A 22,900-nucleotide genomic window follows, 5' to 3' on the forward strand; every position below is an offset into this window, starting at 1 on the left:
GGCGGCATACGGGCTCCGCGTCACGGATGGTTCCCCTGCGGCTCCCTGAGCCGTTCGGCGATCATCGCCGCCTGGATCCGCCGCCCCACGCCCAGCTTGCCGAGGATCGACGACACCCGGTTCTTCACCGTCTTCTCGGCGAGGAACAGCCGTTCGCCGATCTGCCGGTTCGTGAGACCCAGGCCGATCAGGTCGAGGATCTCCAGCTCGCGCGGCGACAGCCGGTCGAGTTCACCGGGCGCGGCCGTCTCGGGCGCGGGCTCCGGGCTCCGAAGCCGCGCCATGACCCGGCTCGTCATCCTCGGGTCGAGCAGAGACCTGCCCGTCGCCACCGTACGGATGGCGGCGACCAGGTCGGAGCCGCCGATCTGCTTGAGCACGTACCCGGCCGCGCCGGCCATGATGGCATCGAACAGGGCCTCGTCGTCGTCGAACGACGTCAGCATCAGACAGGCCAGATCCGGCAGGTCCGCACGGAGTTCACGGCACACCTCGACGCCCTCGTGGTCGCCGCCGGTCGCGCTGCCGAGCCGTACGTCGAGCACGGCGACATCAGGTCGCGCCGCGGGTATCCGGGCGAGCGCCTCACGGGCGTCGGCGGCCTCGCCGACGACCACGATGTCGTCCTCGGCCTCCAGGAGATCGCGCACGCCCCGGCGGACGACCTCGTGGTCGTCGAGAAGGAAGACCCGCACCGGTGCGGCCGTGGCGGCGGGGTGATCGGTGGTCAGCACGTCGTACCCCCACCGGCAGGGCACGCGACCGCGTCCATGAGGGACGCTGCCGCCGCGTCGAGCGGGCGGCCGACGGGAGCCGTGAGGGGGAGCGGACAAGAGGGGCGGGGCTTCACCGAGTACTCCTGGACGAGGGCGACAAGGCCGCCACGACGGCGGCGGCACGGCCACCACGACAGTGGCGGTTGCGGCCGGGCCGATGCCCGGCCACCTGCGAAACGAGCGTCAGTATGGCACCGGCCCCCGCGGGTCCAACGGCCCTGGTCCGGCAGGGCCGAACGGCCCTATCCGGCCGTCCCGTCCCCGTGATCGACTCACCTCCGCGACCCGGGGTGCCGAACCCGGAGCGGCCAGGCCGTCCCCCAGGCCCCCGGTCGGCACCCCCGGGCCGCTGCAGGCCGTCCCGTACGCCCGTGAATCGCCGCGTCACAGCAGACGCTGCCAGTAGTCCCAGAAGCGGGTCGCGATCAGCAACAGCACGCTGCCGCACCAGACGACCGGCACGACCCAGTGGAACTCCGCCACGCCGGCCACCACATACCCGGGCGCGCGCAGGACCCCGTGCCTGAGGTTGTGCACCGTCGTGTACCAGAACAGGACGATCGTCGCCGCCCAGGCCAGGCAGCACCACAGACACAGGGCACCGATCTCGTAGAGCGCCTGCGTCATCAGCCACATGCAGAAGCCCGCGCCGAGCAGGGTCCCGAGCTGGAGCCCGAGCCAGAACCAGCGGTGGTGGCGGGCCCCGGCGAGCGAGCCGGCACCGATCGCGACGACGACGCCGTACGCGGCGAGGCCGAGCATCGGGTTGGGGAACCCGAACACCGAAGCCTGCTCGCTGCGCATCACGTCGGTGCAGGAGAGAACCGGGCTGAGGTTGCAGGACGGCGCGAACGCCGGGTTCTCCAGGAGGAGGTACTTGTCGAGCGTGATCACGAAGGAGGCGAGGACGCCGAGCGCTCCGGTGATCACCAGAAGCCATGCGAATCCTCGGGTGGCCCCGGCCGTGCGGTCGGCCGGTGCGGTCGCCGGGGAGGCGGCGACGCGCTCAGGCAGAACGCTGGTCATCCCGGCTTCCCCTCGTCGAGGGCCGGACCGGGGAGGGGGCCGAAGCCTTGACCGGCCGGCGGGCGGCCCCCACCGGCCACACGACCTCCACCGCCACTCCCCGGGCCCGCGCGAACGCGACCATGTGGGCCGTCGCGTCACGGCCGTCGGTCGGCGAGCCGTCCCAGACGGCCAGGAGCCGTCCGCACTGGGCGACCAGCGCCTCGTCGGCCCGCACGCAGGCGTCGCGGTCGTTCGGGTCGTAGGCCAGCAGGCGCACCTCCTCCGCGAGCGCGGTCACCTCCCGGGCCGGCCCCAGGTCGTTCGGCGGCATCGGCGCGGGCACCGCCCCCTGCGCGGGCAGGAGGACGACGAGCGGCCTGCCCGACGCACGCACCGCACGACCGAACGCCGCCGAAAGGCCGGAGCCCGCCCGGACCAGACCGGGCGCCGGATCGCCGAGCCGCTCCATGCGCGCGCGTAGCTCACGCTCCACGGCCCTCAGCGTGTCCACGGACAGGTCGGCATGTCCCACCGCCGCGATCATCCATCCCCTCGCCTCCTCGCCCTCCGGGCGCTCGTCGGCCGTTCCGGCACGGGCTCAGTGAACCGGGCCCGGTCACGGGGCCGACAGGGGCCGAACGGCCCTTCCGGGCCCCGGCCGTGTGCCCTCTACTGAGGAGCGTCGGGGCCGACGGCCCCGCACCGCGCCGGCGGCGCGCGACACCACCGAACCCCGGGAAGGCACCGTGCACGACGAGTCAGTCCACGACGTGAGGGACCCGTGGGTCGGACCCGAGGCGGACCCGCGGCGACGCCTGGTCGAACTGGGCCCCGAGGAGGCGCTGCGGCTCCTCTCCGGGACCCCGCTCGGCCGGATCGTCTTCACCCGGCACGCACTTCCCGCGATCCGCCCCGTCCACCACATCGTGGACGCGGGCGACATCGTCATCCGTACCCATGAGGACGCCGCCCTCACGACGCGCGCGGAGGAGGCCGGCGCGCACGGTGTGGTCGTCGCGTACGAGGCCGACGACATCGACCTCCACACACGCCTCGGCTGGAGCGTCGTGGTGACCGGCTACTGCCGACTGGTCACCGATCCGCAGGAAGCGGCCCGTTACAAGGCGGTGCTCCATCCCTGGACCGACCAGCACATGGAACAGGTCGTCCGCATCCGTCCGGACCTGATCACGGGCATCCGCCTCACCCGCGCCGGCTGACCCACCGCACGACCGGCGCTCCTGACGGCGACGAAGGGATTCCGCGGGCCGGTTCAGACCGAGCAGCCGGAGTCCGCGAGGACGTAGTACCCGGGTGCCGTCTGCTTGAGCGTGTGGGTGGTGAACGTGTTGTACAGCCCCATGGCCTGGCCGGAGCCTGCGGCGTAGGTGTATCCGCCGCTCTGGTAGGCACGCCCGGCGGTCGTGTGCTGGTAGTTGTCGGCCGTGTAGCAGGTGGGGGTGTAGCCGGTGGTGGTCGCGGTCACCGAGGAGGAGGGGGTCCCCACCGCCCCGGCCGCGTCCACGGCGGACACCGTGTAGGCGTACGCGGTGCCGGTGGCCAGCCCTGTGTCGGTGTAGGCGGTCGACGTGGCGGTGCCCACCTTCGTACCGCCGCGGTAGACGGTGTAGGAGGAGGCTCCGTCGACGGGGTTCCAGCTCAGGGAGACCGTACTGTCGGTGGTCCCGCCGACCGTCAGACCCGCGGGCGCGGGCAGGGTGCCCGGGTTCTGCCCGCCGCCGTCGCCGCCGTCGAGCCCCCAGAAGCGGGCGGTGTGGTAGCTGGAGCAGACGGTGTCGAGGTAGTAGGTGCCGGTGGTGCCGCACTGGTCGGGGCCGCTGCCAGGGTCGACCGCCAGGCCGTGGGCCATGCCGGAGATCGAGTAGACCGACACGGCGGGCCTGCCGGAGGCGTCGTCGTACTGGCTCAGCGTGGTGCCGCCGGAGAGGCTCTCGGTGCGGGAGGGCGTCTGGCCGATGCCCCACACGTTCGTCCACTGGTCGCGCAGCTCGGTGGCGTTGGCCGGTGCGACGGTGGTGTCCGATGTGCCCTGCCAGATCGCCACGCGGGGCCAGGAGGTGGTGCCGGAGGGTGCGGCGGAGCGCACGAGGTCGCCCCACTGCGCGGGTGTCCTGTTCGGCGGGCTGTACATGCAGGTGTACGCGGCGGACACGCTGGTCGCGCAGTACGCGGGCAGCCCGGAGTCGATGGAGCCGCCGGCGAAGACGTCGGGGTAGGCGGCGAGCATGTTCGCGGTCATGCCGGCACCCGCGGACAGGCCGGTGATGTACACCCGCCGGGTGTCGCTGCCGTAGCGCGCGACGGCCGTGTCGACCATCTGTCTGATCGACAGCGCCTCGCCCTGACCGCGCGTGCTGTCACCCGAATCGAACCAGTTGAAGCAGGAGTTGGCGTTGTTCGCGCTGGTCGTCTGGGGGAAGACGAGGGCGAACTTGTACGCGTCGGCGAACTTCGGCCAGCCGGAATGGGCGTAGTAGTCGCTCGCGCTCTGCGTGCAGCCGTGCAGGGCCACGACGAGCGGAGCACCGGTGCCGAGTCCGTCCGGCACGTACGTGTGCATGGACAGGTTGCCCGGGTTGGAGCCGAAGCCGGTGACCTGGGTCAGCCCGGCGGCCGCCGCCTGGGGGCTCACGGCCACCAGACTTCCGGTCAGGGCGAGGGCTCCCGCCGCGGCCGTGAGCCAACGGCGGATGCCGCCGAACACACGGCCCCGTACGGGGCGGAACGGAGGGTGGGGAGGGTACGGCTGTCCCATGACGCATGCCTTCCGAGGGGGGATGGGGGCACACCGGCGGCATGCGCGGCTCGCGCCGCCGGTGTGGCGTGCATCATGCGAGACGGCTCACCGGCATGGACATGGGCGGGACAGCCAGCCTTGACGGAGGCCGAGTGTGACAGCCGAACACATTTCCCCGCCCATTTCTCTTGTACGGGTGCCGGGCGTCAGTGCAGCCCGCACAGGTGCGACGGAGGCGTCACCGCGTACGGCCATGCCCGAGTTGGGTGAGGGCCAGGTCGAGCATGGCGGTGAAGAAGTCGGCCGCGGCGGTGTCGATGCACAACGGCGGCTTGATCTTGAGGATGTTGAGATGGTCTCCGGTGGGCTGGACGATCACGCCGAGGTCGAGCATGCGGTCGCAGAGTTCGGCGGTCTCCTCCGTGGCGGGTTCCAGGGTGACCTGGTCCCTGACGAGTTCGAGGCCGAGGTACAGGCCCGAGCCGTGGACGGCGCCGATGATGTCGTACCGGTCGGCCAGTGCCTCCATCCGGCGCTTCAGATGGCCGCCGACGCGCACCGCGTTGCCCTGGAGGTCCTCGTCGCGCAGGGCGTCCAGGACGGTGAGACCCACCGTGCTGGAGACCGGGCTGCCGCCGGTGGAGGAGAAGAAGTAGCCCTGCTCCCGGTACCGTTCCGCGACCGACCTCGACGTGATGACGGCGCCCAGGGGGTGCCCGTTGCCCATCGCCTTGGCCACGCACACGATGTCGGGGACGACCCCCTGCTGCTCGAAGCCCCAGAACCAGTGCCCCAGGCGGCCGTATCCGACCTGGACCTCGTCGGCGACGGCCAGTCCGCCGTGACGGCGGACCGCAGCGTACACCTGGGCGAGATAGCCGTCGGGGAGCGCGACCCCTCCGGCGTTGCCGTAGAACGTCTCGCCGACGAACGCCCCCGCCGGGCGGCCGGCGGCGGCCAGCTCGTCGATCACCGCGACGGCCTCGGGCCCGTAGCGCACGGCGTCGCTCCCGCGGTGCCGGCCGCGGTAGGAGTTGGGCGAGTCCACGGTGTGGACCCAGCTCGGTCGGGTGGCGAGGGCGTTCGGGTTGTCCTGGAGCGAGGTGGAGACCGCGTCGGAGGCGTACGTCCAGCCGTGGTACGCCTCGCGCAGCGCGACGACGTCGTCGTTTCCGGAGGCGCCGATGGCCAGCCGGAGACCCAGATCCACCGCCTCGGAACCGGAGTTGACCAGGAAGACGGTGTCCAGGGGCTCCGGGAGGAGGGCGGCGAGACGTTCGGTGAACTCCACCACCGAGGCGTAGTGGAAGCGCGAGTTGGTGTTGAGCCGTCGCAGCTGACGGGAGACGGCCTGCTCGACCCGGGGATGGGAGTGGCCCAGCGGAGTGACGTTGTTGACGATGTCGAGGTACGCGCGGCCGTCGGTGGACAGCAGGTGATGGCGCCAACCCCGCTCGATACGGGGCGGGTCGGCGTAGTAGTGCCCCTGGACGGTCGCGAAGACGGCGTCGCGTCGATCCAGCAGGTCCGCGCGTGCGGCACGCTCGACGGCCGGGAGTCCGAGGAGCGGGGCGGGGTCGGCGGTGAGCGCGAGCCAGCCGGAGGCGTACTCGGGGCGGACCAGGGGAGGGACGTCAGGGCTGTCGGCAGCGCGCAGCGCGACGCGGACGGAGGTTCCGGCGGGGAGGTGGACGAGGTCCGCGCTCGCCTGGACCGTCGCACCCTGGCCGACGACCGGGTCGATCGAGCGGGGGAAGGACAGTTCCAGTACCTGGGGACCGTACGTCATCTCGACACGGCCCGGAGCGGCGGCAAGGACCTTTCCCGCGGCGGGAGCCTGCACCACGGCGGCGCGACCGAGCCACAGGTCGATCCCTGTGGGCACCGTGGCGGGAGAGACGCCTGACAGCGCCGGTGCCTGGCTCAGTCGCGCCTGGGCGTACCGCGTGGCGACCGCGGCCGCACCGTCCGTGAGCGCGGCGGCCGCAAGCCGGGCCTCGGCATCGGCGTCGCTCCAGGTTCCGTCGTCCATGGCGTCGGCGTCGGTGGACAGGTCGACGACGGCGATGTCGTCGGCGGGCAGGTCCCGCAACAGAGGGCGCAGCGGCGAATCGGCCCGAGCAGGCTTGTCCGCCAGGCCGATCGCGTCCCCGACGAGGCGGGTCATGACCGCAAGGGGCAGGTGGGTGGCCTGCTCGAATATGCGCCACTCGCGGTCGAGCGCCGCCTCGGCGTAGGCGTTGTCCTCGTCGACGGCGGTCTGGTGGCGCCCGCTGACGACCAGGCAGGCGGCGCGCAGGACCACGAGCGGCCACAGCGCCTCCGCCTCCTCCGGGGAGAGCGGCCGGACGGCGTGGAAGGCGCGGACGGCCGGCAGGACGTGGTGGGGCTCGACCCCGTCGTGGTGCAGCATCGAGGAGATCGACACGGCGAGCTCGCCGACCGCCCAGCTGGTCGTCACGTCACCGAAGTCGATGACGCCGTCCGGCAGGGGAGGACGGCTGTCGGGACGGCGGATCAGGTTGTCGTCGGTGAGATCCAGGTGCACGGCCTGCGAGGGCAGCGCGTCGGCGAGCCGCTCGACGTGTGCCCAGGCCTCGGCGGTCGCGGCGTGGACGGCGGCGCGCCGGTCGGGCTCTCCGACGTGCCCGGCGAGCCTGGCGACGACGCGGTCGGCGTAGCGCGGATCCCACTGGAGCACACGATCGAGGCCCGGGTGCCGGAAGTCCCGCAGCGCGGTGCTGACCTTGCCGGCGATCGTGCCCATGGCGGCCACGGTGCCGGGGGAGAGGTGCCGGGGCCCCGAGAGCGTCCCGCCGGGCAGATGCCGCAGCAGCCTCGCGACGGCCGGCCCGCTCCCGGTGTCCACCGCCGCACGACGCGGGGAACCGTCCGGACGCCGCAGGACGGTGGCGATGCGGAGTTCCGGGTGGGCCGAGGAGACCAGGTCGGCGGCTGCGTCCTGGGCTTCGATCTCCACGGTGCCGAAGGCGGGGTTGGCGATCTTCAGGACGGCCGCGGCCGCCCCGTTCTCGTCGCGCAGCAGGAAGTTGGCGTCCTGCTGGCTTCCCAACGCCTCCGCCCGCGCGTCGATCCCCAGGTGCTGGGCGGCGATGCGCTCGGCGTCGGCCGGTGCGACCCGGGGTGCGGGAAGGGCGTCCTCGGTGAAGAAGTCGACGGTGCGGTGCTCGTCGTGCGGCATTCGGGGTTCCTCGGCTGGTACGGGCGGGCTGGGCTGGGACGGCTTCGGCGCGCTCAGTCGACGTGCCACAGGAAGCGGTGGGTGTGGATCGCGAAGTAGGGGAAGTTCTCCACGGCGGCGACACCCTCGACGGGCCGCACGACATCGTTGATGAAGTCCAGAAGATCGCGCGGCTGGGCGCACACGACCTCCGCGAACAGGTCGAAGCCGCCGGACGTCAGAACCGTGTACACGACCTCGTCGTGCCGGGACAGCTCATCGGCCACCGCCCGGGGATCGCCGTCGACCCGCAGACCGAGCAGCGCCATCGCCTGCTGGCCCTGCGTCATCGGATCGGTCACCCCGACGACCTGGACGGCCTTGGCGTCGATCATCCGCTGCAGCCGGAGCCTCGCGGCCGAGGGCGACAAGCCCACCTTCGGCCCCAGCTCGGCATAGGGGATCCGCCCGTCGACCTGCAGCTCCCGCAGGATGGCCCGATCGATCTCGTCCATGAGACACCTCTCGCCGCTGCCCGAACGGCAGGCATTGTGCTTGTTTCCATCACAGTGCCTGACTCGTACGCTCGAATCAAGAGTCATGACGCGCGAATCGCGCGCGCCGAGGGCTCTGAGCGCGCGATCGCGCCGTCGAGGTCGCTCGACGTCCGCATGCGACGGCCCGTAGCGCCTCACGGTGCGCCATCGGGACCGCCCCGGCCGAGTTGATCTAGATTGCCCCGCTATGGGAGAAAGCAGCGGCATCAGCCGTCGATCGCTACTGAAGGCCATCCCCGTCGCAGGTCTCGCGGCCGCGCCCGGCGGAACCCTGGCCGGGCAGTCGGCGGCCGCTGCGACGGCGCCCTTTCCGCAGCCCGCTGTATCGGCCGCGCGTCCGGTGCCCGGCTTCGCGTCGCCGGTGGTGGAGGAGACGCTCGACGTACGGTTCACGGACGTCTCCGTGCCGGGCTACGGGCGGATCACCACCCGCACCTACAACGGGACGATCCCGGGGCCGACCCTGCGCGTGCGCGCCGGGCAGACCCTGCGGCTGACGCACGTCAACGGCCTTCCGCCCAACCCGCCCCACACCGGCGGCCACAACACGCCGCACCACCCGAACAGCTTCAACCTGCACACCCACGGGATGCACGTCTCCCCGTCCGGGTGCGCCGACAACGTGCTGCGCGAGTTCGCGCCACGCACCGCCGACGAGGTCGCCGCCGGTGCCGCGGAGCCGCGGTACGTGTCGACCGTCCACGTGCCGGCCGACCACCCGGCCGGGACCTACTGGTACCACCCGCACCTGCACGGATCCATCGCGGAGCAGATCGTCGGCGGCATGGCCGGGGTGATCGTCGTCGAGGGCGACGTCGACGAGGTTCCCGAGATCAGGGCGGCCGCCGACCTCGTCGTGTGCGTCGGCGAACTCAAGGTCAAGGACGGCAGGGTCCCCGCCTTCACCTCGGGCGGCTGGGTGACCGGTGTCCCCTCCGTCTTCACCGTCAACGGGACGGTCAACCCCACCCTGCGGCTGCGTCCCGGCGAGGTGCAGCGGTGGCGCCTGGTCGCCGCGACCGCGTTCACGGTTCTGCGGCTCCGGCTCGTCGGCGAGCGCGGCGGCCTGCCGATGCACCAGATCGCACAGGACGGCGTCGCCTTCAGGAGGCCCGTCGCCCTGAACCTGCTGGAGCTGGCCATGGGCAACCGCGCCGACGTCCTGATCAGGGGCGGCGCACCCGGCCGGTACGAACTACGGGCCGCCGCGGTGACCGGCCCGCTGATGACGGTCGAGGTCGCGGGAGAACCCGTCGAGCCGCCGATGGAGCTGCCGGCGTCGCTGCCGCAGGGCAGGCCCTTCCTCGACGAGAGGGACGTCGCCAACCCCGACGCGGACCGCGAGGTGGTCTTCCACGCCGACGCGGGCGTCTTCCCCGGGGCGTTCCCCAACGCCTTCCGCGTCCTGGGGACGAACGCGACCCCCGCGGCCGACCCCCACGGCGACCTCGCCCGCGACCCCGCCTACGGCCTGTTCGACCCCGGCCACACCAACCACACCCTGCGCCTCGGCACCGTCGAACGATGGACGGTCCGCACCGACGAAACCCTGCCGGCGCACGGCCACCCCTTCCACCTGCACACCAACCAGGTCCTGCTCACCCACCGGAACGGCGAGCGGCTCGACCCGCCGATCTGGCACGACACCATCGGCCTGGCCGGCGGCAGACCCGGAGAGAGCGCCACCTTCCTCGTCGCGTACGAGGACTTCACCGGCCGCACCATCGCCCACTGCCACCAACTGCACCACGAAGACCTCGGCATGATGCAGACCGTCGAGTACGTCGACCCGTGAGCCGGATGCCGCAGCCCTCGGCCCGGGACGGCGTCGGGAAGGGTCACGACACTTCCGGAGCGACGGGTACGGCCTCGGGGGCGAGCCCCAGGACGCGGTCGAGGTAGGGGTTCGCGAAGAGCCCGGTCGGGTCGAGCGCGTCGCGCAGGGCGACGAACTCGTCGAAGCGCTCGTAGCGGGACCGCAGGGTCGAGGCGTCGAGCGTGTGCATCTTGCCCCAGTGCGGCCGGCCGCCGTAGGAGCCGAGGATCTCCTCGCACGCGTCGAAGTAACGGCGGTACGGCATCCGGTGGTACTGGTGGAAGGCGATGTAGCAGCTCTCCCGCCCGTACGCGGTGGACAGCGGGATGTCGTCGGGGGCTGCGAACCGTACCTCCAGCGGGAAGGACACGCGCTCGCCCGTCGTGTCGATCCACCGCTTGAGCTCACGGAGCGCGTCGACGGCGTGCTCGCGCGGGATGGCGAACTCGCCCTCGTGGAACCGTACGTCGCGGGGCGAGGCGAAGACCCGGGGGGAGAGGTCCGTGAACTCCCGCGCGGACATCGCCCGCGCGGCGAACCGGGCGATCGGCGGCACCAGCGCCGGGACCGCGGTGCCGAGCCGGCACAGGGCGTCGAACCCGAGGCCGCTGACCGTCTCGTCGATACGGCGGGACAGGGAGCCGATCGGCTTCAGGGGCGTGGTCGCGGGCAGTCTGCCGAAGCGCCGGGTCAGGGCGGTCTCGCTGTGTGGGAACCAGAAGAACTCGAAGTGGTCGTTGTCCTTGGTGAGTTCGTCGATCCGGTCGAGGACCTCGGCGATCGGCATCGCCGTGTCGCGGGCGTGCAGGGCGAACTGCTCGACGCACTGGAGCGTGACCTCGGTGACGACGCCGAGTGCCCCGATGCCGACGCGGGCGGCCCGGAACAACTCGGGCCGCTCGTCGGCCGAGCAGCGCACGACCGACCCGTCGGCGAGGACCAGCTTCAGCGCCCTGACCTGGGTGGCGATGCCGCCGAAGCGCAGCCCCGAGCCGTGCGTGCCGGTCGAGATCGCCCCGGAGACGGTCTGCCGGTCGATGTCGCCCATGATCTCCATGGCGAGCCCGTGGGAGGCGAGCAGCGGGCCCAGCCTCCACAGCGGCATCCCGGCGTCGACCGTGACGAGCCCGCTCCCGGCGTCCACGGAGCGCAGACCGGCCAGGCGGTCCGGCCGCAGCTGGACCCCGGAGGCGACGGCGGCACCGCTGAACGAGTGCCCGGAGCCGATCGCCTTGACCCGCAGCCCGTCCCGGGCCGCCCCCTCGACGGCGGCGACCACCTCCGCCGTACTTTCCGGCCGCAGGACCCGGACGGGGTGGGCCGTTTCGTTGCCCGACCAGTTGCGCCACACCTCGGTCATGCCGGACGTCCTCTCGACGGAATGAACGGATTCGACAGATTCGACGAATCGACGGCGGCGCTCGTCGAGGCCGCGCGGTCCCCGGAAGACTGAACTTGGACGGCTGACCAAGTCAAGAGGTCCGGACACTTGACCTGGACAACCGACCAAGACATGGTGGGCGCCACCCGAGCAGGTCCCGGCCCCGGCCCGAGAAAGGCATACGCCATGGGACGTACCACCCCCGCCACGGACACGAACCGCTCCACGGCCCCAGGCGCGCGCCCGGCGCCCCGGCCCGCGAGCTTCCCGGACCTCCAGCTCGCCACGGCCGGTCTCCAGCCGCCGTTCGCCGTCGTCGACCTCGGGGCGCTGCGGACCAACGCCGCCCAGATGGTCCGCCGCGCCGGCGGCAAACCGATCCGCCTGGCCAGCAAGTCACTCCGCTGCCGCAGGCTGATCGACGACGTCCTGGACCTGCCCGGCTATGCCGGAATCCTGGCCTTCACCCTCCCCGAGGCGCTGTGGCTGGCGGAGGACCACGACGACGTCCTCGTCGGTTACCCGACGGCGGACCTGCCCGCCCTGCACCGCCTGGCCGGCGACGAGCAGCTCGCGGCGCGCGTGACCCTCATGGTCGACTCGGTGGAGCACCTGGAGTTCATCGCCGCCGCCGTCGGCCCGGACGGTCCGCCGCTGCGCGTCTGCCTCGACCTGGACGCCTCCCTGCGCCTGGCCGGCGGCCGTCTCCACCTCGGAATGCGCCGCTCGCCGCTGTACGCGCCCCACCAGGCCCGCGACCTCGCCCTCGCCGTGCTGGCCCGGCCGCGGTTCCGGCTCGTCGGCATCATGGCGTACGAGGGGCAGATCGCCGGCGTCGGAGACGCCCAGCCCGGCCCGGCCCTGGCCCGCGCGGCCGTCCGGCTCGTGCAGCGCGCCTCCGTACGCGAACTGCGCGAGCGCCGTGCCGCAGCGGTCAGAGCCGTACGGGACCTCGCACCGCTGGAGTTCGTCAACGGCGGCGGAACGGGCAGCCTGGAGACCACCTCCGCCGAACCGGCCGTGACCGAACTCGGCGCAGGCTCCGGTCTGTACGCCCCCGGGCTCTTCGACCACTACCGCCGCTTCAGCCCCCTGCCCGCCGCCCACTTCGTCCTGGACGTCGTCCGCAGGCCCGCGCCGGGCCATGTGACCGTCCTCGGCGGCGGCTGGACGGCCTCCGGCCCGAGCGGCCCCGACCGCCTGCCCCTGCCGGCCAGGCCGGAAGGGCTGAGGCTGCTGCCCCGCGAAGGCGCGGGCGAGGTCCAGACCCCGCTCGCCGGCGCCGCCGCGGACGACCTGCGGATCGGCGACCGCGTGTGGTTCCGGCACGCCAAGGCCGGCGAACTGTGCGAGCGGGTGAACGAGCTGCACCTCGTCGAAGGCGACCGGATCGTCGGCACCGTCCCGACCTACCGGGGCGAAGGCCACGCCTTCCTGTAGCCGTAGGCCACCGAGGTACGTTGACCGGGCCCGCCGCACCACACCTCACCCAGGGAGAACACATGGCCCGCCAGTCGGCCGACGAACGCCGCGAACAGCTGGTCGAGGCGGCCATCCGCGTCATGATCCGCGACGGCGTCGCCAAGGCCACCACCCGAGCGATCGTCGGCGAGGCGGGCGCCCCCCTGGGGGCCTTCCACTACTGCTTCCGCTCGAAGCAGGAACTTCTGCACAGCGTGATCGAACGGATCATGCTGCGCTCACTGGCCTTCCCTCCCGCGCCTCTCGCCGACGGCGCCTCCGCGCCCGACGTCATCCGCGCCACCCTGCACGCGTACTGGGACGGGATCCGCGAACGCCCCGACGAGCACCAGCTCACCTACGAGCTCACCCAGTACGCGCTGCGCGAGCCGGGCCTCGCGGACGTCGCCCGCCGCCAGTACCAGCACTACCTCCAGGCCAACATCGACCACCTCCAGTCCGTCGCCCGCCTCGCCGGCATCCGCTGGACCACGGAGATCCCCGTCCTCGCCCGCTACGGCCTCAACCTCCTGGACGGCCTCACCCTCAACTGGCTGATCGACCGCGACGACGCCCAGGCACTGGCAGCCCTCGACGCCTACGCCGCGCACCTGGCCGCACTCGCCGTCCCCGAGCCGTCCGACGTCACGAGCTGAGCGGCCCCGTCGGGCTGCTCAGCTCCCGTCGACGAGGCGCTGGATGCCCGGGGCGTAGAGGTCCGCGAGCCGTTCGGCGGTGGTGTGGGCGGTGGCGCCGTCGGGGCGATGGAGACTCAGGGTGGCGCCCAGGCCCAGGAGCTGGCCGGCGACGAGCTCGGCGCGCAGCCGGGCGTCGGGGCCGGTGAGGACTTCGGAGAGGCGATCGGTGATCTGCTCGCGGAAGCGGGCGCGCAACAGGGTGCGTTCGTCCTCGATGCCGAGGGAGAAGACCACGCGCAGGAGCGGGTCGCCGCGGAGCCGGTCGCGGAGGTCGACCATGGTCAGCACGAGGTGCCGGCCGAGGTCGTCGAGCGGGGCGCTGAAGAGCTCGTCGGCGGCCTGGCGGAAGTCGACGACCGTGTTGAACAGGGCTTCCTTGCTGCCGAAGCGCTTGACGATCAAGGACGGGCTGACCCCGGCCGCCGCGGCGATGCCGCGCATGGTGACCTCGGCGTACGGCCTGAGCGTGAACGCCCGCCGTGCGGCGCGGATGATGGCCTCGCGTCCGGTCTCAGGCCCCGCTTCCGCTCCGTCCGTGGGGGAGTTCCCGGCTTCCCCGCCGACGGCTCGATCCGCGTCGGCCGTGGCCAGGGAGGTCTGGGGGGTGGGTTCTTCGGCGGTGCTCATGCGTTCCCTCGGGCGGCGCTGGTGTGCGGTGACGCCGCGACCGTACCGCCCGGCCGCGCTCCGTCGCTCGCGGCGTCCCGGCCCGGCCGGTCGGACGGCAGGAGGAGGGTGGCGACGAGGGCGGCGAGAGCCGCCCCGGCGGCGATCAGGAAGACCAGCAGATAGGCGTGGAGCGTCGGCGCGGTGCGGCCGTCGACCACGAAGGTGATCCGGGCCAGTACGGCGGTCACCACGGCGCTGCAGCAGGCCTGGCCCACGGAACGCATCAGGGTGTTGAGGCCGTTGGCCGACGCGGTCTCGCTCACCGGCACGGCCCGTATGACGAGGGCGGGCAGCGCGGAGTACGCGATGGCGGTGCCGCAGGCGACCACGGTGGCGCCGGCGACGATGAGCCAGAGGCTGTGGCTGGTGAAGAAGCGCACCACGTAGCCCAGGGCCATGACGACCGCCGCGACGGCGAGCGCGGTGCGGGGGCCGTACGTGGCGGATATCCGAGCCGACAGCGGAGAAAGGGCCACCATCGCGAGTCCGCCGGGCAGCAGGCAGAGTCCGCTGACGACGATGGACGCGCCGAGGCCGTAACCGGTGCTCGTGGGCTCCTGCACGAGCTGGGCGGTGATCAGCGAGTTGGCGTAGAACGAGAATCCGATGAGCAGAGCCGCGACGTTGGTCAGCAGCACGGCGGGCCGGGCGGACACCCTCAGGTCCATGATCGGCGACGGGGTGCGCAGCTCGTACCAGCCCCAGAGCAGACCGACGGCCACCGAGGCGCCGAGCAGGCCGAGGGTCAGCGCGGAGGTCCAGCCCCAGTCGGAACCCTGGGTGATCGTCAGGAGCACACCGACCAGCACGACGGCGAGGCCCAGCGTGCCGGGCACGTCGAAGCGTCCCCGGGAGCGCACGGCCGACTCCGGCACGATCCACAGCACCAGCAGGAGATCGAGCATCCCGAGTGCGGCGGACGCCCAGAACATGGTGTGCCAGTCGAAGTTCTCCGTCACGACGGCGGCCAGGGGCACTCCGATCGCCGCGCCGATGCCGAGCGAGGAGCTCATGAGTGCGATCGACGGCAGTACGCGCTCGGCGGGGAGCTCGTCGCGGATGATGCTGATGCCGAGGGGGATCACCGCGAGAGCCGCGCCCTGGAGCGCCCGGCCGGTGATCAGCATGCCGATGTCGGAGCTGACCGCGCACAGCAGGGAACCGAGGGTGAGCACCGCGAGCGACGCGAGGAGGACCCGCCGCTTGCCGTACAGGTCGCCGACCCGGCCGAGCACCGGAGTGAACACCGCGCCGGTGAGGAGGGTGACGGTCACGAGCCAGCCCGCCGCACCCACGCTCGCCCCGGTCAGCTCGGGCACGTGCGGCAGCAGCGGTACGACGAGGGTCTGCATGACGGCGACGACCGTGCCGCAGAAGGCGAGGACGGGCACGACGAGCCGGGAACGGGTGCGTCCGGATGTCGTGCCGGACAGGGGTTCGACGGAGGTCATCGTGCTCCAGGGGCGGTGCGGGAAGCGGGAAGGACAGGGGTGCACGTCTGTTCACCCCCTTCAGGGTAAACAAGTGTGCACCCCACGCCAAGAGAGGGGCCCGTGGACCCCGCCGGGAGCCACCTGCAGCCGTGCCGGCGCCGGGCGCGGTCCCGCCCACGGCCCGCTGCGCGTGCGGGGGAGCCGGGTTCCGATTAGCGTCGGCTTGGACCACGGACGCCGCTCCCAGCGAGAAGAAGCCGCTCCCGGCGAGAACAAGGAAGGCGGTCGCAGTGTCCCGTAATCGCCGTTTGATCCTCAGCCCGCCGGCCAAAGTGTGGGGCCTGCTGTCCGACGGCTATCGCTACGGGGAGTGGGTCTCGGGTACGCAGCAGGTCATGGTCGCCGACCCGCACTGGCCCGAGGTGGGCGCCCGGCTCCGGGTCCGGGTGGGCATCGGTCCACTCACCCTCGACGACACGTGTGTCGTCCGCATCTGCGAGCCCGAGCGCCGCTTGGAGCTGGAGGCGAAGGCGGAACCCTTCGGTGCGGCCCGCATCGCCATGAACCTGATCCCCTGGGGCGAGAACACCCTCTTCCTTCTCGAGTGGCATCCCCTGCGGGGCCCCGGCACCCGCATGCACGGACTCCCCGTCGACTACCTCGTCTCCATCCGCAACGGCATGATGCTGACGAAACTCGCCCGGATCGCCGTTCGGGAGCAGCAGGGGAACGCCGCCGAGACCCCGTCAGGGACCGCCGCCCGGTGATGCGTCGAGCACATCTCGCGACGAGGCCCCGCAGACAGAGCACCGGACGAGAGCCGGCTGCACCGCCTCTCCTATCCTGGGGACATGAGTGCGCATGCCGGTACTGAGCGGCGACCGGAGCTGAGCGCGGCGTTGAGCGGGGACGAGTTGGCCCGCTGGTACTGGACGCTGGCCGAGCTGACCGTGCTCGCCCGCGAGCTCGGGGTTCGGCGAGGCGGCGGGAAGGCCGCGCTGACGGAACGGCTCCGGGCCACCTTGGACGGTGTTGCCCCGCCGGTCGAGCCGCCTCGGGAGCGCAGCAGCGGCCGCCAGCTCGCCGCGCCGGTGGACGGGTCCACCGTGATTCCCGAGGGACAGCGGTGCAGCCAGGTGCTGCGCGAGTACTTCCGCCGCGAGATCGGGCCGGCCTTCCACTTCGATGCCTGCATGAGGGCGTTCGTCGCCGAAGGGGCCGGGCGCACCCTGGCGGACGCCGTCGCTCACTGGCACGCCACGCGCCAGGCCGCCGCCGAACCACAGGAGATCGGCTCGCAATTCGAGCTCAACCGCTTCCTGCGCGACTGGAACGCGGAGCATCCGGGTGGCGGCCGCACCGAAGCGCTCGCGGCCTGGCGCGCTCACCGCGACCGACCCCGTGACCCGGCCTCATCGGCGTCGTACCGGTCTACCGTCGAGCCATGACCTGGAGCGAAGCAGAGTACGTCGACTGCCTGGAGGCCGAACGGCGTGGCTACGCATGGGTCATGCAGCACCACGGCGGGCTGGCTCCGGAGGAGGCTGAGCAAGCCGCCCTGGAGTGTTACCCGTACGAGCCGGCCGAGGACCCGTACCGCGGACTCGTCTTTCACGACGAGGCGTGGCACTGGGCGATGAAGGCGATCCACGGCGATCGCTACGTAGTGGAACACCCCGAGCTGGCGGGTCCGTCACCTGACTACCGAGCCCTTGGGTAGCCGGTCGACGACCACCCACGATCCGTCGTCCGACGTCCCCAGCCCGCTCAGCGCGGCCCCCAGGCGGACCACACCCTCTGCGTTGACCAGCGACGTCCCGTGGGCGTCCACTCGGCGCATCAGCGGTGTCATCAGAGGCAGCCCGGTCGGGGGCCGTTCCGCGCCCACGGCGACGTGCAGGCGGGCTACGAAGCGGGCGAAGCCGGCAGGGCTCGCCGGGTCGCCCGGATCGCCCGCGAAACGCTCGGCCCTGGCCATCGCGGCCTCCGACTCCCCGACGCGTCCCGTGGCGCGCAGGACGAGCGCCAGCAGCACCCCCGACATGTGAAGGCGCCGGGCGCAGCCGGCCTCCTCCGCCCAGGCGAGCGCCTCGCGCAGGTCCGTCTCCGCCGCCGCGTACTCGCCGACCAGACTCGAAAGCCAGGCCCGCGTGTGCAGCGCCCGGGCGCGGTACTCGGGCTCACCGGCCTCGGCCGCCCGCCGGGCGGTCGATCCGGCGAGCCGACAGGCGTCCTCGTAATGCCCACGGCTCGGGAACAGGCTGCAGACCGCGATCAGCGTCAGCAGGTCCACGGCCGTCCGCAGGGCGTCGGGAACCGACGCCAGCGCCTGCTCCACGGCAGAGGTGAGCACGGCGTGCTCCGCGCGGAACCAGGCGCGGGCCTGCTCGGCGTCCGCGAAGGCGATGCCCGCATGGCCCACCGGATGGAGCCAGGGGGGTGAGGGCGCGTCGCCGGGCAGCGCCGTCCGTGCCACACGCACCGCGCTGCCGTAGAGGAGGGCAAGGACCCGGCGCAGCGCCGCCGCCCGGTCCTCGGCACGCTCGGTGGAATCGGAAAGCCGTCGGCCGTACAGCCGGAGCAGGTCGTGCAGGCGATAACGACCCGGAGCGGGGGACTCCAGCATTCCGGCGTCGACCAGACCCTCCGCGAGGTCCTCGGCCGCGTTCTCCTCGCTGCCGAGCAGAGCTGCGGCGACGGGCAGCGGCACGTCGGGCGCGTCGAGGAGGGACAGGAGACGAAACGCCCTGGCCTGATCGGACGTCAGGGCCCGGTAGCCGAGCTGGAACGCGGACTCCACCGCGTGGTCGCCGTGGCTCAGCTCGCCGAGCAGGGTGCGGGCGTCGGCCAGCCGCTCCCCGAAGGCGCGCAGGCTGTGGCGCGGCAGGGCGGCGAGGCGGGCCCCGACGATGCGTACGGCGAGCGGCAGACGGCCGCAGGAGTCGGCCAGGGCCCGGGCGGCCTCGGGCTCCGCGGTCACGCGTACGGAGCCCGCGAGGGCGCCGAGCAGCTTCACCGCCTCGGCTTCGGCGAAGACGTCCACGGCGAAGGAACGGGCTCCGGGCACCGCGATATGAGGAGCCCGGGTGGTGATGAGCACCGCGGAGCCGGCCGTTCCGGGCAGGAGAGGACGGACCTGGGCGGCGTCCCGGGCGTCATCCAGGACCAGCAGCACACGGCGGTCGGCGAGGAGAGTGCGCAGGAGCGCGGCCCGCTCCTCCAGGTCCAGCGGCAGCCGGTCGGGCGGGGTGCCGAGCATGGAGAGGAGATCGGCGAGGACACCGGCCGGGTCCGCGGGAGCGGCGCCGGCACGCAGGCCGACGTACAACTGTCCGTCGGGGAAGGCCGCGCGCAGGCCGTGCGCCACGTGGACGGCGAGCGCGGTCTTGCCGACGCCGCCGATGCCGGTGACGGTCGCGACGGCCATCGCCGGGCCGTGCTGCCCGGAGCGGGCCTGGAGCAGGTGGTCCCTTATCTCACCGACGAGCCGGCTGCGCCCGGTGAAGTCGCCGATGTCGCTGGGGAGGGGTGCCGCAGCCCTCCTCACGCCGCCCACGGCCGCGCGTGCTCCGGTCCGCCGGTCCGCCCCCGTGGACGGCCGCCGCTGGTGGCCGAAGGCGCCGGCCGATCGGCGCACGGAGAGGTGCGGGCCTGCTTCCCCGCCCACAACCGACGTACCCCATCGGCGATCGCCCGAGGCGACCCCACGGGACGAGGGCACCGGACGGGCGCCGGCGCCACCGGTCCACGCAAGGGGCTCCGCTCTTCGTCCCGTACGGAGTCCACGATGCAGGTCCCTCAGCTCCGCCGACGGCTGCGTCCCCAGCTCCCGTGCCAGCACCTCGCACGCCTCGTCGTACACCCGGGCGGCGTCCACCTGACGCCCGGTGCGCTGCAGAGCCACCATCAGCAGCCCGTACGAGCGCTCCCGAAGCGGAAACTCTCGGACCATGGATTGGAGTTCGGTGACCACCTCCCCGTAACGCCCCAGCTCGACGGCCGTGGCGTACAGGTCTTCGCGTGCCGCCGCGAGGGTCTCGGTCAGCTGTTCGCGGCGGCGCTCCGCCCAGGGCCCCGGCACCCCGGCCAGCGGGACGCCTCGCCAGCGCCCGACCGCGCGCGTCAGCCGCTCGTACACGGCCTCGGCCGAACCGCCCCGGTCCGCGGTCTCGTGCGCGAACACCTCGGCGTCCACGACGACCGCGGGCATCGGGAACCGGTACCCGCCCTCCGAGGTGACGATCATCCGGCTTCCGGACCGCAGGGGCCGGTCAGGCTCCAGGGCCGTGCGCAATTGCGAGACGTACGTGCGGACGGCCGAGGACGCACTACGTGGCGCGGCAGCCGACCCCCACACCCCCTCCACCAACTGCCCGATCCCGACGACGTGGCCACGCCGCAGCACCAGCATCGCGAACACCGCCTGCTGCTGCGGCGGGCCGAGCTCGATCCGCTCCCCGCCCAGCCGGGCGCCGACCGGTCCGAGGAGCCGCACCGCCAGGTGCCCCGCTCGTGCCTGTAACTCCGTCAGCTCCTGCATGACCACTCTCCCCCTGGCCCCGCGCCGAAATCCGTCGCCGCCCGTTCCGCCCGTTCTGCCCCGTCGAAGGCGGCGGTCTTCGACGGGAGGGGCGCTGCGGACGAGACGAGCGCTACGCCTCGAGCTCCTCCGAGTCGCCCGACTCATCCGGCCGACTCGGTACGTCCGCGGCGTCGGCGCCGATCTCGCTCTCGTCGATCGGCGCGAACCGGTCTCCCGGGCGGGCTCCGTCCATGCTGTCCTCCTGTTGTGATCGCGTGGGAGTGCGTTGGGTGAATGTCTGACTTGCAGTAGGCCGGCCGCCGATGCACGGCTGATCAACAACCGATCAATGGCCCTTTCCGCAGGACCGTCGGTTCGAGCGACCGCGACGGAGGCCAGGAAGGGGATCCGCTCCCGTCCTCCGTCGCGCTCAGTACTCGGACACAGGGCAGGTCCCCTACTGGAGCTTCCACTGCATGGAGTCGAGACCGTCCGTGGTGGCGCAGGAGGCGACCGTCAACTGGCCCTCACCCGTGGGTGCGCTCAGGCACAGGTCGCCCTGCTTCGTGCGGATGCTGTACCAGCCGGGGCGGTTGGGCGTGGCACGGAACCGCCAGAGCTGGTTGTCGCTTCCGCCGCCGTTCACCTGGTGCGACCAGGCCGTGCCGTTGGAGAAGTTGTAGTCCAGGACCCGGGCGTTGGCTCCGGTGAGCCCGCTGCGCTCGGTGTAGCGGTTCTCGATGAGGAAGTAGCCACTGCCCTTGTCCCAGAGATGCCACTGCTGGTTCTCGGTCCCCGTCGCGTGATAGCCGTAGACGGCGGCGCCGTTGTCCGTCCGGTACGCGAAGAGGTCCGCGAGGTTGCCGTTCCAGTTGGTCAGGGTCGTGACCTTGTCGTGCGCGGGCTGGCCGGCGGCGCCCTGCATGGAACGGAAGACGGCGAAGGCGGCGTCGCGCCAGGCCGCGCCGGCGGGGTCGTTCCCGAGGCTCCCCGAGAAGTTGCCGATCTGGGTGGGGCCGCTGTCGAAGGTGTCTCCGTTGAGGAGGGGGCCGCCGCTCGCGCCGCCGGAGAGGTCGCTGTCGCCGGTGCAGGGGCCACCGACGCCCAGGATCTGCGGCGGGCTGTCCGGCCCCGAGTAGGGCTGCTTCACGCACGTGTGGAACTGGTTGCTGTTGGCGGGTATCCCCGCGAACACGACCTGCGCCGGCAGCGAGCCGAAGTTGAACTGGTAGCCGGAGGAGCCGACGGCATCCTGGACGTGAGTGCCGTTCTGGGTGTTGAGCGCCAGGAAGGCGGTGTCGTCCGTCTGATGGCCGGCCGCGAAGCTTCCGACGACACCGACGCTGCGGAACGTCCACGTGCCGTAGGGGGCGTGTTCGACGTCGCCGTCCTTGGAGTAGCCGGGGGTGAACTCGTACACGGCCTTGGGATTGATCCCGCCCTTGCCGTCGTCGATGATGCAGTGCCGCGCGGTGGCGACCATGTCCTTGCTGTCACTGGTGATCACATTGCCGGTGCACACGTTGACGAACCACCAGCCGGGGTTGCTCTCGTCCGGCCAGGCCATGCGGATGCGGCCCGTCGTGGCCCGAAGCCGGGTGTCGCCCGGAGAGCCGGGCGTGAGCATGCTCTTCGCCTTCTCCGTGGGGAAGGTCGCGGGCGCCTTCACGGGCTGCCCGGCGCCGAGTGCCATGGCCTTCGGACGAACGGCGTTCGGCTTCCAGTCCTGCCGTTCGCCCTTGAACGACCGGAGGGTGCCCTTGGCGTCGTGCTTGGTCCAGAAGGCCCGCTGCTGGGCATCGGTGCCGGTGGCGGTCCTGTAGACGCCACCGTCCGCGCCGCGCGGCTTGGGGACGGCCGGGCCGTCGGCGTACGCCGAGACGGTCGGTAAGGCCGCGGTGAGAGTCGCGGCGGCCAAGGCGAGAGTGAGCGCATGTCTGCGCAACGGATTCTCCATTCGATTCGTGGCTGATCGAGATGCATGGAGAGAGTCGGCTGCGCGGGTCCATGGGCGATTGACAGAAGATAAACGGGTCCGGGCTCACCGACGTGCATGAGCCCGATCAACACCTCACCGAGGTATGCCTGCCGGCGGCCGGTCGCCGGAGTACCCACCGGTGGCCGGGCAATCCCCCGTCTCAGCGCAGTTGCTCGGCCAGTCCGACGATGATGCCCTCCGGGCCGCGGACGTAGCAGAGCAGATAGACGTCTTCGAACCGGGCGATCTTGCCGAGGAGTTCGGCGCCGTGGGGGCGCAGGCGGGCGACGGTGTCCTCGATGTCGTCGACGGCGAACATGACGCGGTGCGTGCCCAGAATGTTGTGCGGCGGGTTGCGGGGCTCGGTGCTGATCGCCGCGGGGTTGCGGTACTTCGCGAGCTCGAGCCGGCTGTGACCGTCCGGGGTCCGGAGCATCGCGATGTCGCAGCGGACGCCGTCGAGCCCGGTGCACTGGTCGGCGAAGAGGCCCTCGACCTCCGCCCTGCCCTCGAGCTCCATACCGAGTTCCACGAAGAACGCGATGGCGGCATCCATGTCGTCGACGACGATGCCGACGTTGTCCATCCGCTGAATCGCCATGCTGGTCTCGTCCCTTCTCTCTCGTGCGGTCGGGGTGACCGCTCTTGTGAAGACGATCAGC

20 protein-coding genes are annotated in these 22,900 nt (G+C 72.2%); 7 read left to right on the plus strand and 13 right to left on the minus strand.

What is annotated here, in order from left to right; genetic code table 11:
- Positions 1 to 20 precede the first annotated feature (20 nt).
- The 3 genes from ACFYX3_RS36620 to ACFYX3_RS36630 form a co-directional block, all read right to left on the minus strand.
- The gene (locus ACFYX3_RS36620) at positions 21 to 734 is read right to left on the minus strand and encodes a response regulator (RefSeq protein ID WP_389023266.1); all 714 of its coding nucleotides are present in this window, start codon (positions 732 to 734) and stop codon (positions 21 to 23) included.
- A 426-nt stretch (positions 735 to 1,160) separates the two neighbouring features.
- The gene (locus ACFYX3_RS36625; protein WP_389023269.1) at positions 1,161 to 1,802 is read right to left on the minus strand and encodes a vitamin K epoxide reductase family protein; all 642 of its coding nucleotides are present in this window, start codon (positions 1,800 to 1,802) and stop codon (positions 1,161 to 1,163) included.
- Entirely contained in the window at positions 1,783 to 2,328 is a 546-nt protein-coding gene (locus ACFYX3_RS36630; protein WP_389023272.1) for a hypothetical protein, read from the minus strand. The genes ACFYX3_RS36625 and ACFYX3_RS36630 overlap by 20 nt, the downstream gene beginning before the upstream one ends.
- Before the next feature lie 226 nt (positions 2,329 to 2,554).
- On the opposite strand from ACFYX3_RS36630, the gene ACFYX3_RS36635 reads away from it, so the two are divergent.
- Positions 2,555 to 3,004 carry a pyridoxamine 5'-phosphate oxidase family protein gene (locus tag ACFYX3_RS36635; protein WP_389023505.1) on the plus strand — a complete coding sequence of 150 codons (450 nt, stop codon included), beginning with the start codon at positions 2,555 to 2,557 and terminating at the stop codon, positions 3,002 to 3,004.
- A 53-nt stretch (positions 3,005 to 3,057) separates the two neighbouring features.
- Here the strand turns inward: ACFYX3_RS36635 and ACFYX3_RS36640 are convergent, their stop codons facing one another.
- The 3 genes from ACFYX3_RS36640 to ACFYX3_RS36650 form a co-directional block, all read right to left on the minus strand.
- Positions 3,058 to 4,560 (minus strand): PHB depolymerase family esterase, encoded by a 1,503-nt coding sequence (locus ACFYX3_RS36640; protein WP_389023275.1) that lies wholly within the window; start codon positions 4,558 to 4,560, stop codon positions 3,058 to 3,060.
- A 220-nt stretch (positions 4,561 to 4,780) separates the two neighbouring features.
- On the minus strand, positions 4,781 to 7,744 hold the full coding sequence (locus ACFYX3_RS36645; protein WP_389023278.1) for an aminotransferase: 2,964 nt from the start codon (positions 7,742 to 7,744) through the stop codon (positions 4,781 to 4,783).
- Between the two features lie 53 nt (positions 7,745 to 7,797).
- Positions 7,798 to 8,238: an Lrp/AsnC family transcriptional regulator gene (locus ACFYX3_RS36650; RefSeq protein ID WP_376582690.1), complete on the minus strand. Its 441-nt coding sequence runs from the start codon at positions 8,236 to 8,238 to the stop codon at positions 7,798 to 7,800.
- A gap of 229 nt (positions 8,239 to 8,467) precedes the next feature.
- On the opposite strand from ACFYX3_RS36650, the gene ACFYX3_RS36655 reads away from it, so the two are divergent.
- Complete coding sequence (locus ACFYX3_RS36655) at positions 8,468 to 10,075, plus strand: multicopper oxidase family protein (protein WP_389023282.1); 1,608 nt, start codon at positions 8,468 to 8,470, stop codon at positions 10,073 to 10,075.
- A 43-nt stretch (positions 10,076 to 10,118) separates the two neighbouring features.
- On the opposite strand, the gene ACFYX3_RS36660 is transcribed toward ACFYX3_RS36655, so the two are convergent.
- The gene (locus tag ACFYX3_RS36660) at positions 10,119 to 11,456 is read right to left on the minus strand and encodes a D-arabinono-1,4-lactone oxidase (protein ID WP_389023285.1); all 1,338 of its coding nucleotides are present in this window, start codon (positions 11,454 to 11,456) and stop codon (positions 10,119 to 10,121) included.
- A 207-nt stretch (positions 11,457 to 11,663) separates the two neighbouring features.
- Between ACFYX3_RS36660 and ACFYX3_RS36665 the strand changes: the two genes are divergently transcribed.
- Both ACFYX3_RS36665 and ACFYX3_RS36670 read left to right on the plus strand, forming a co-directional pair.
- Complete coding sequence (locus ACFYX3_RS36665) at positions 11,664 to 12,917, plus strand: amino acid deaminase/aldolase (protein ID WP_389023288.1); 1,254 nt, start codon at positions 11,664 to 11,666, stop codon at positions 12,915 to 12,917.
- 62 nt (positions 12,918 to 12,979) lie between these two features.
- A complete protein-coding gene (locus ACFYX3_RS36670; RefSeq protein ID WP_389023292.1) occupies positions 12,980 to 13,594 on the plus strand; it encodes a TetR/AcrR family transcriptional regulator in 615 nt (204 codons plus the stop codon).
- Between the two features lie 18 nt (positions 13,595 to 13,612).
- Here the strand turns inward: ACFYX3_RS36670 and ACFYX3_RS36675 are convergent, their stop codons facing one another.
- Both ACFYX3_RS36675 and ACFYX3_RS36680 read right to left on the minus strand, forming a co-directional pair.
- Positions 13,613 to 14,263 (minus strand): TetR family transcriptional regulator, encoded by a 651-nt coding sequence (locus tag ACFYX3_RS36675; RefSeq protein ID WP_389023295.1) that lies wholly within the window; start codon positions 14,261 to 14,263, stop codon positions 13,613 to 13,615.
- Complete coding sequence (locus ACFYX3_RS36680) at positions 14,260 to 15,756, minus strand: MFS transporter (protein ID WP_389023298.1); 1,497 nt, start codon at positions 15,754 to 15,756, stop codon at positions 14,260 to 14,262. Before ACFYX3_RS36680 ends, ACFYX3_RS36675 begins: the two co-directional genes overlap by 4 nt.
- A 272-nt stretch (positions 15,757 to 16,028) precedes the next feature.
- Between ACFYX3_RS36680 and ACFYX3_RS36685 the strand changes: the two genes are divergently transcribed.
- The 3 genes from ACFYX3_RS36685 to ACFYX3_RS36695 all read left to right on the plus strand — a co-directional run bounded on the left by ACFYX3_RS36685 (position 16,029) and on the right by ACFYX3_RS36695 (position 17,458).
- Positions 16,029 to 16,505 (plus strand): SRPBCC family protein, encoded by a 477-nt coding sequence (locus tag ACFYX3_RS36685; protein ID WP_389023302.1) that lies wholly within the window; start codon positions 16,029 to 16,031, stop codon positions 16,503 to 16,505.
- 84 nt (positions 16,506 to 16,589) lie between these two features.
- Entirely contained in the window at positions 16,590 to 17,186 is a 597-nt protein-coding gene (locus tag ACFYX3_RS36690; RefSeq protein ID WP_389023305.1) for a DUF6434 domain-containing protein, read from the plus strand.
- Entirely contained in the window at positions 17,183 to 17,458 is a 276-nt protein-coding gene (locus ACFYX3_RS36695; RefSeq protein ID WP_389023308.1) for a hypothetical protein, read from the plus strand. Before ACFYX3_RS36690 ends, ACFYX3_RS36695 begins: the two co-directional genes overlap by 4 nt.
- Here the strand turns inward: ACFYX3_RS36695 and ACFYX3_RS36700 are convergent.
- From ACFYX3_RS36700 to ACFYX3_RS36715, 4 genes are all read right to left on the minus strand, one after another.
- Positions 17,432 to 20,278: a BTAD domain-containing putative transcriptional regulator gene (locus ACFYX3_RS36700; RefSeq protein ID WP_389023311.1), complete on the minus strand. Its 2,847-nt coding sequence runs from the start codon at positions 20,276 to 20,278 to the stop codon at positions 17,432 to 17,434. The two genes, ACFYX3_RS36695 and ACFYX3_RS36700, sit on opposite strands and share 27 nt — an antisense overlap.
- Positions 20,279 to 20,390: 112 nt before the next feature.
- On the minus strand, positions 20,391 to 20,513 hold the full coding sequence (locus tag ACFYX3_RS36705) for a hypothetical protein (protein WP_389023314.1): 123 nt from the start codon (positions 20,511 to 20,513) through the stop codon (positions 20,391 to 20,393).
- A gap of 204 nt (positions 20,514 to 20,717) precedes the next feature.
- Complete coding sequence (locus ACFYX3_RS36710) at positions 20,718 to 22,178, minus strand: RICIN domain-containing protein (protein ID WP_389023317.1); 1,461 nt, start codon at positions 22,176 to 22,178, stop codon at positions 20,718 to 20,720.
- 220 nt (positions 22,179 to 22,398) lie between these two features.
- A complete protein-coding gene (locus ACFYX3_RS36715; protein WP_389023321.1) occupies positions 22,399 to 22,839 on the minus strand; it encodes a VOC family protein in 441 nt (146 codons plus the stop codon).
- Positions 22,840 to 22,900: the final 61 nt, after the last annotated feature.

The sequence above is a fragment of the Streptomyces sp. NPDC002463 genome, from assembly GCF_042889835.1.
In the GTDB taxonomy this organism is placed as follows: Bacteria; Actinomycetota; Actinomycetes; order Streptomycetales; family Streptomycetaceae; genus Streptomyces; species Streptomyces nymphaeiformis.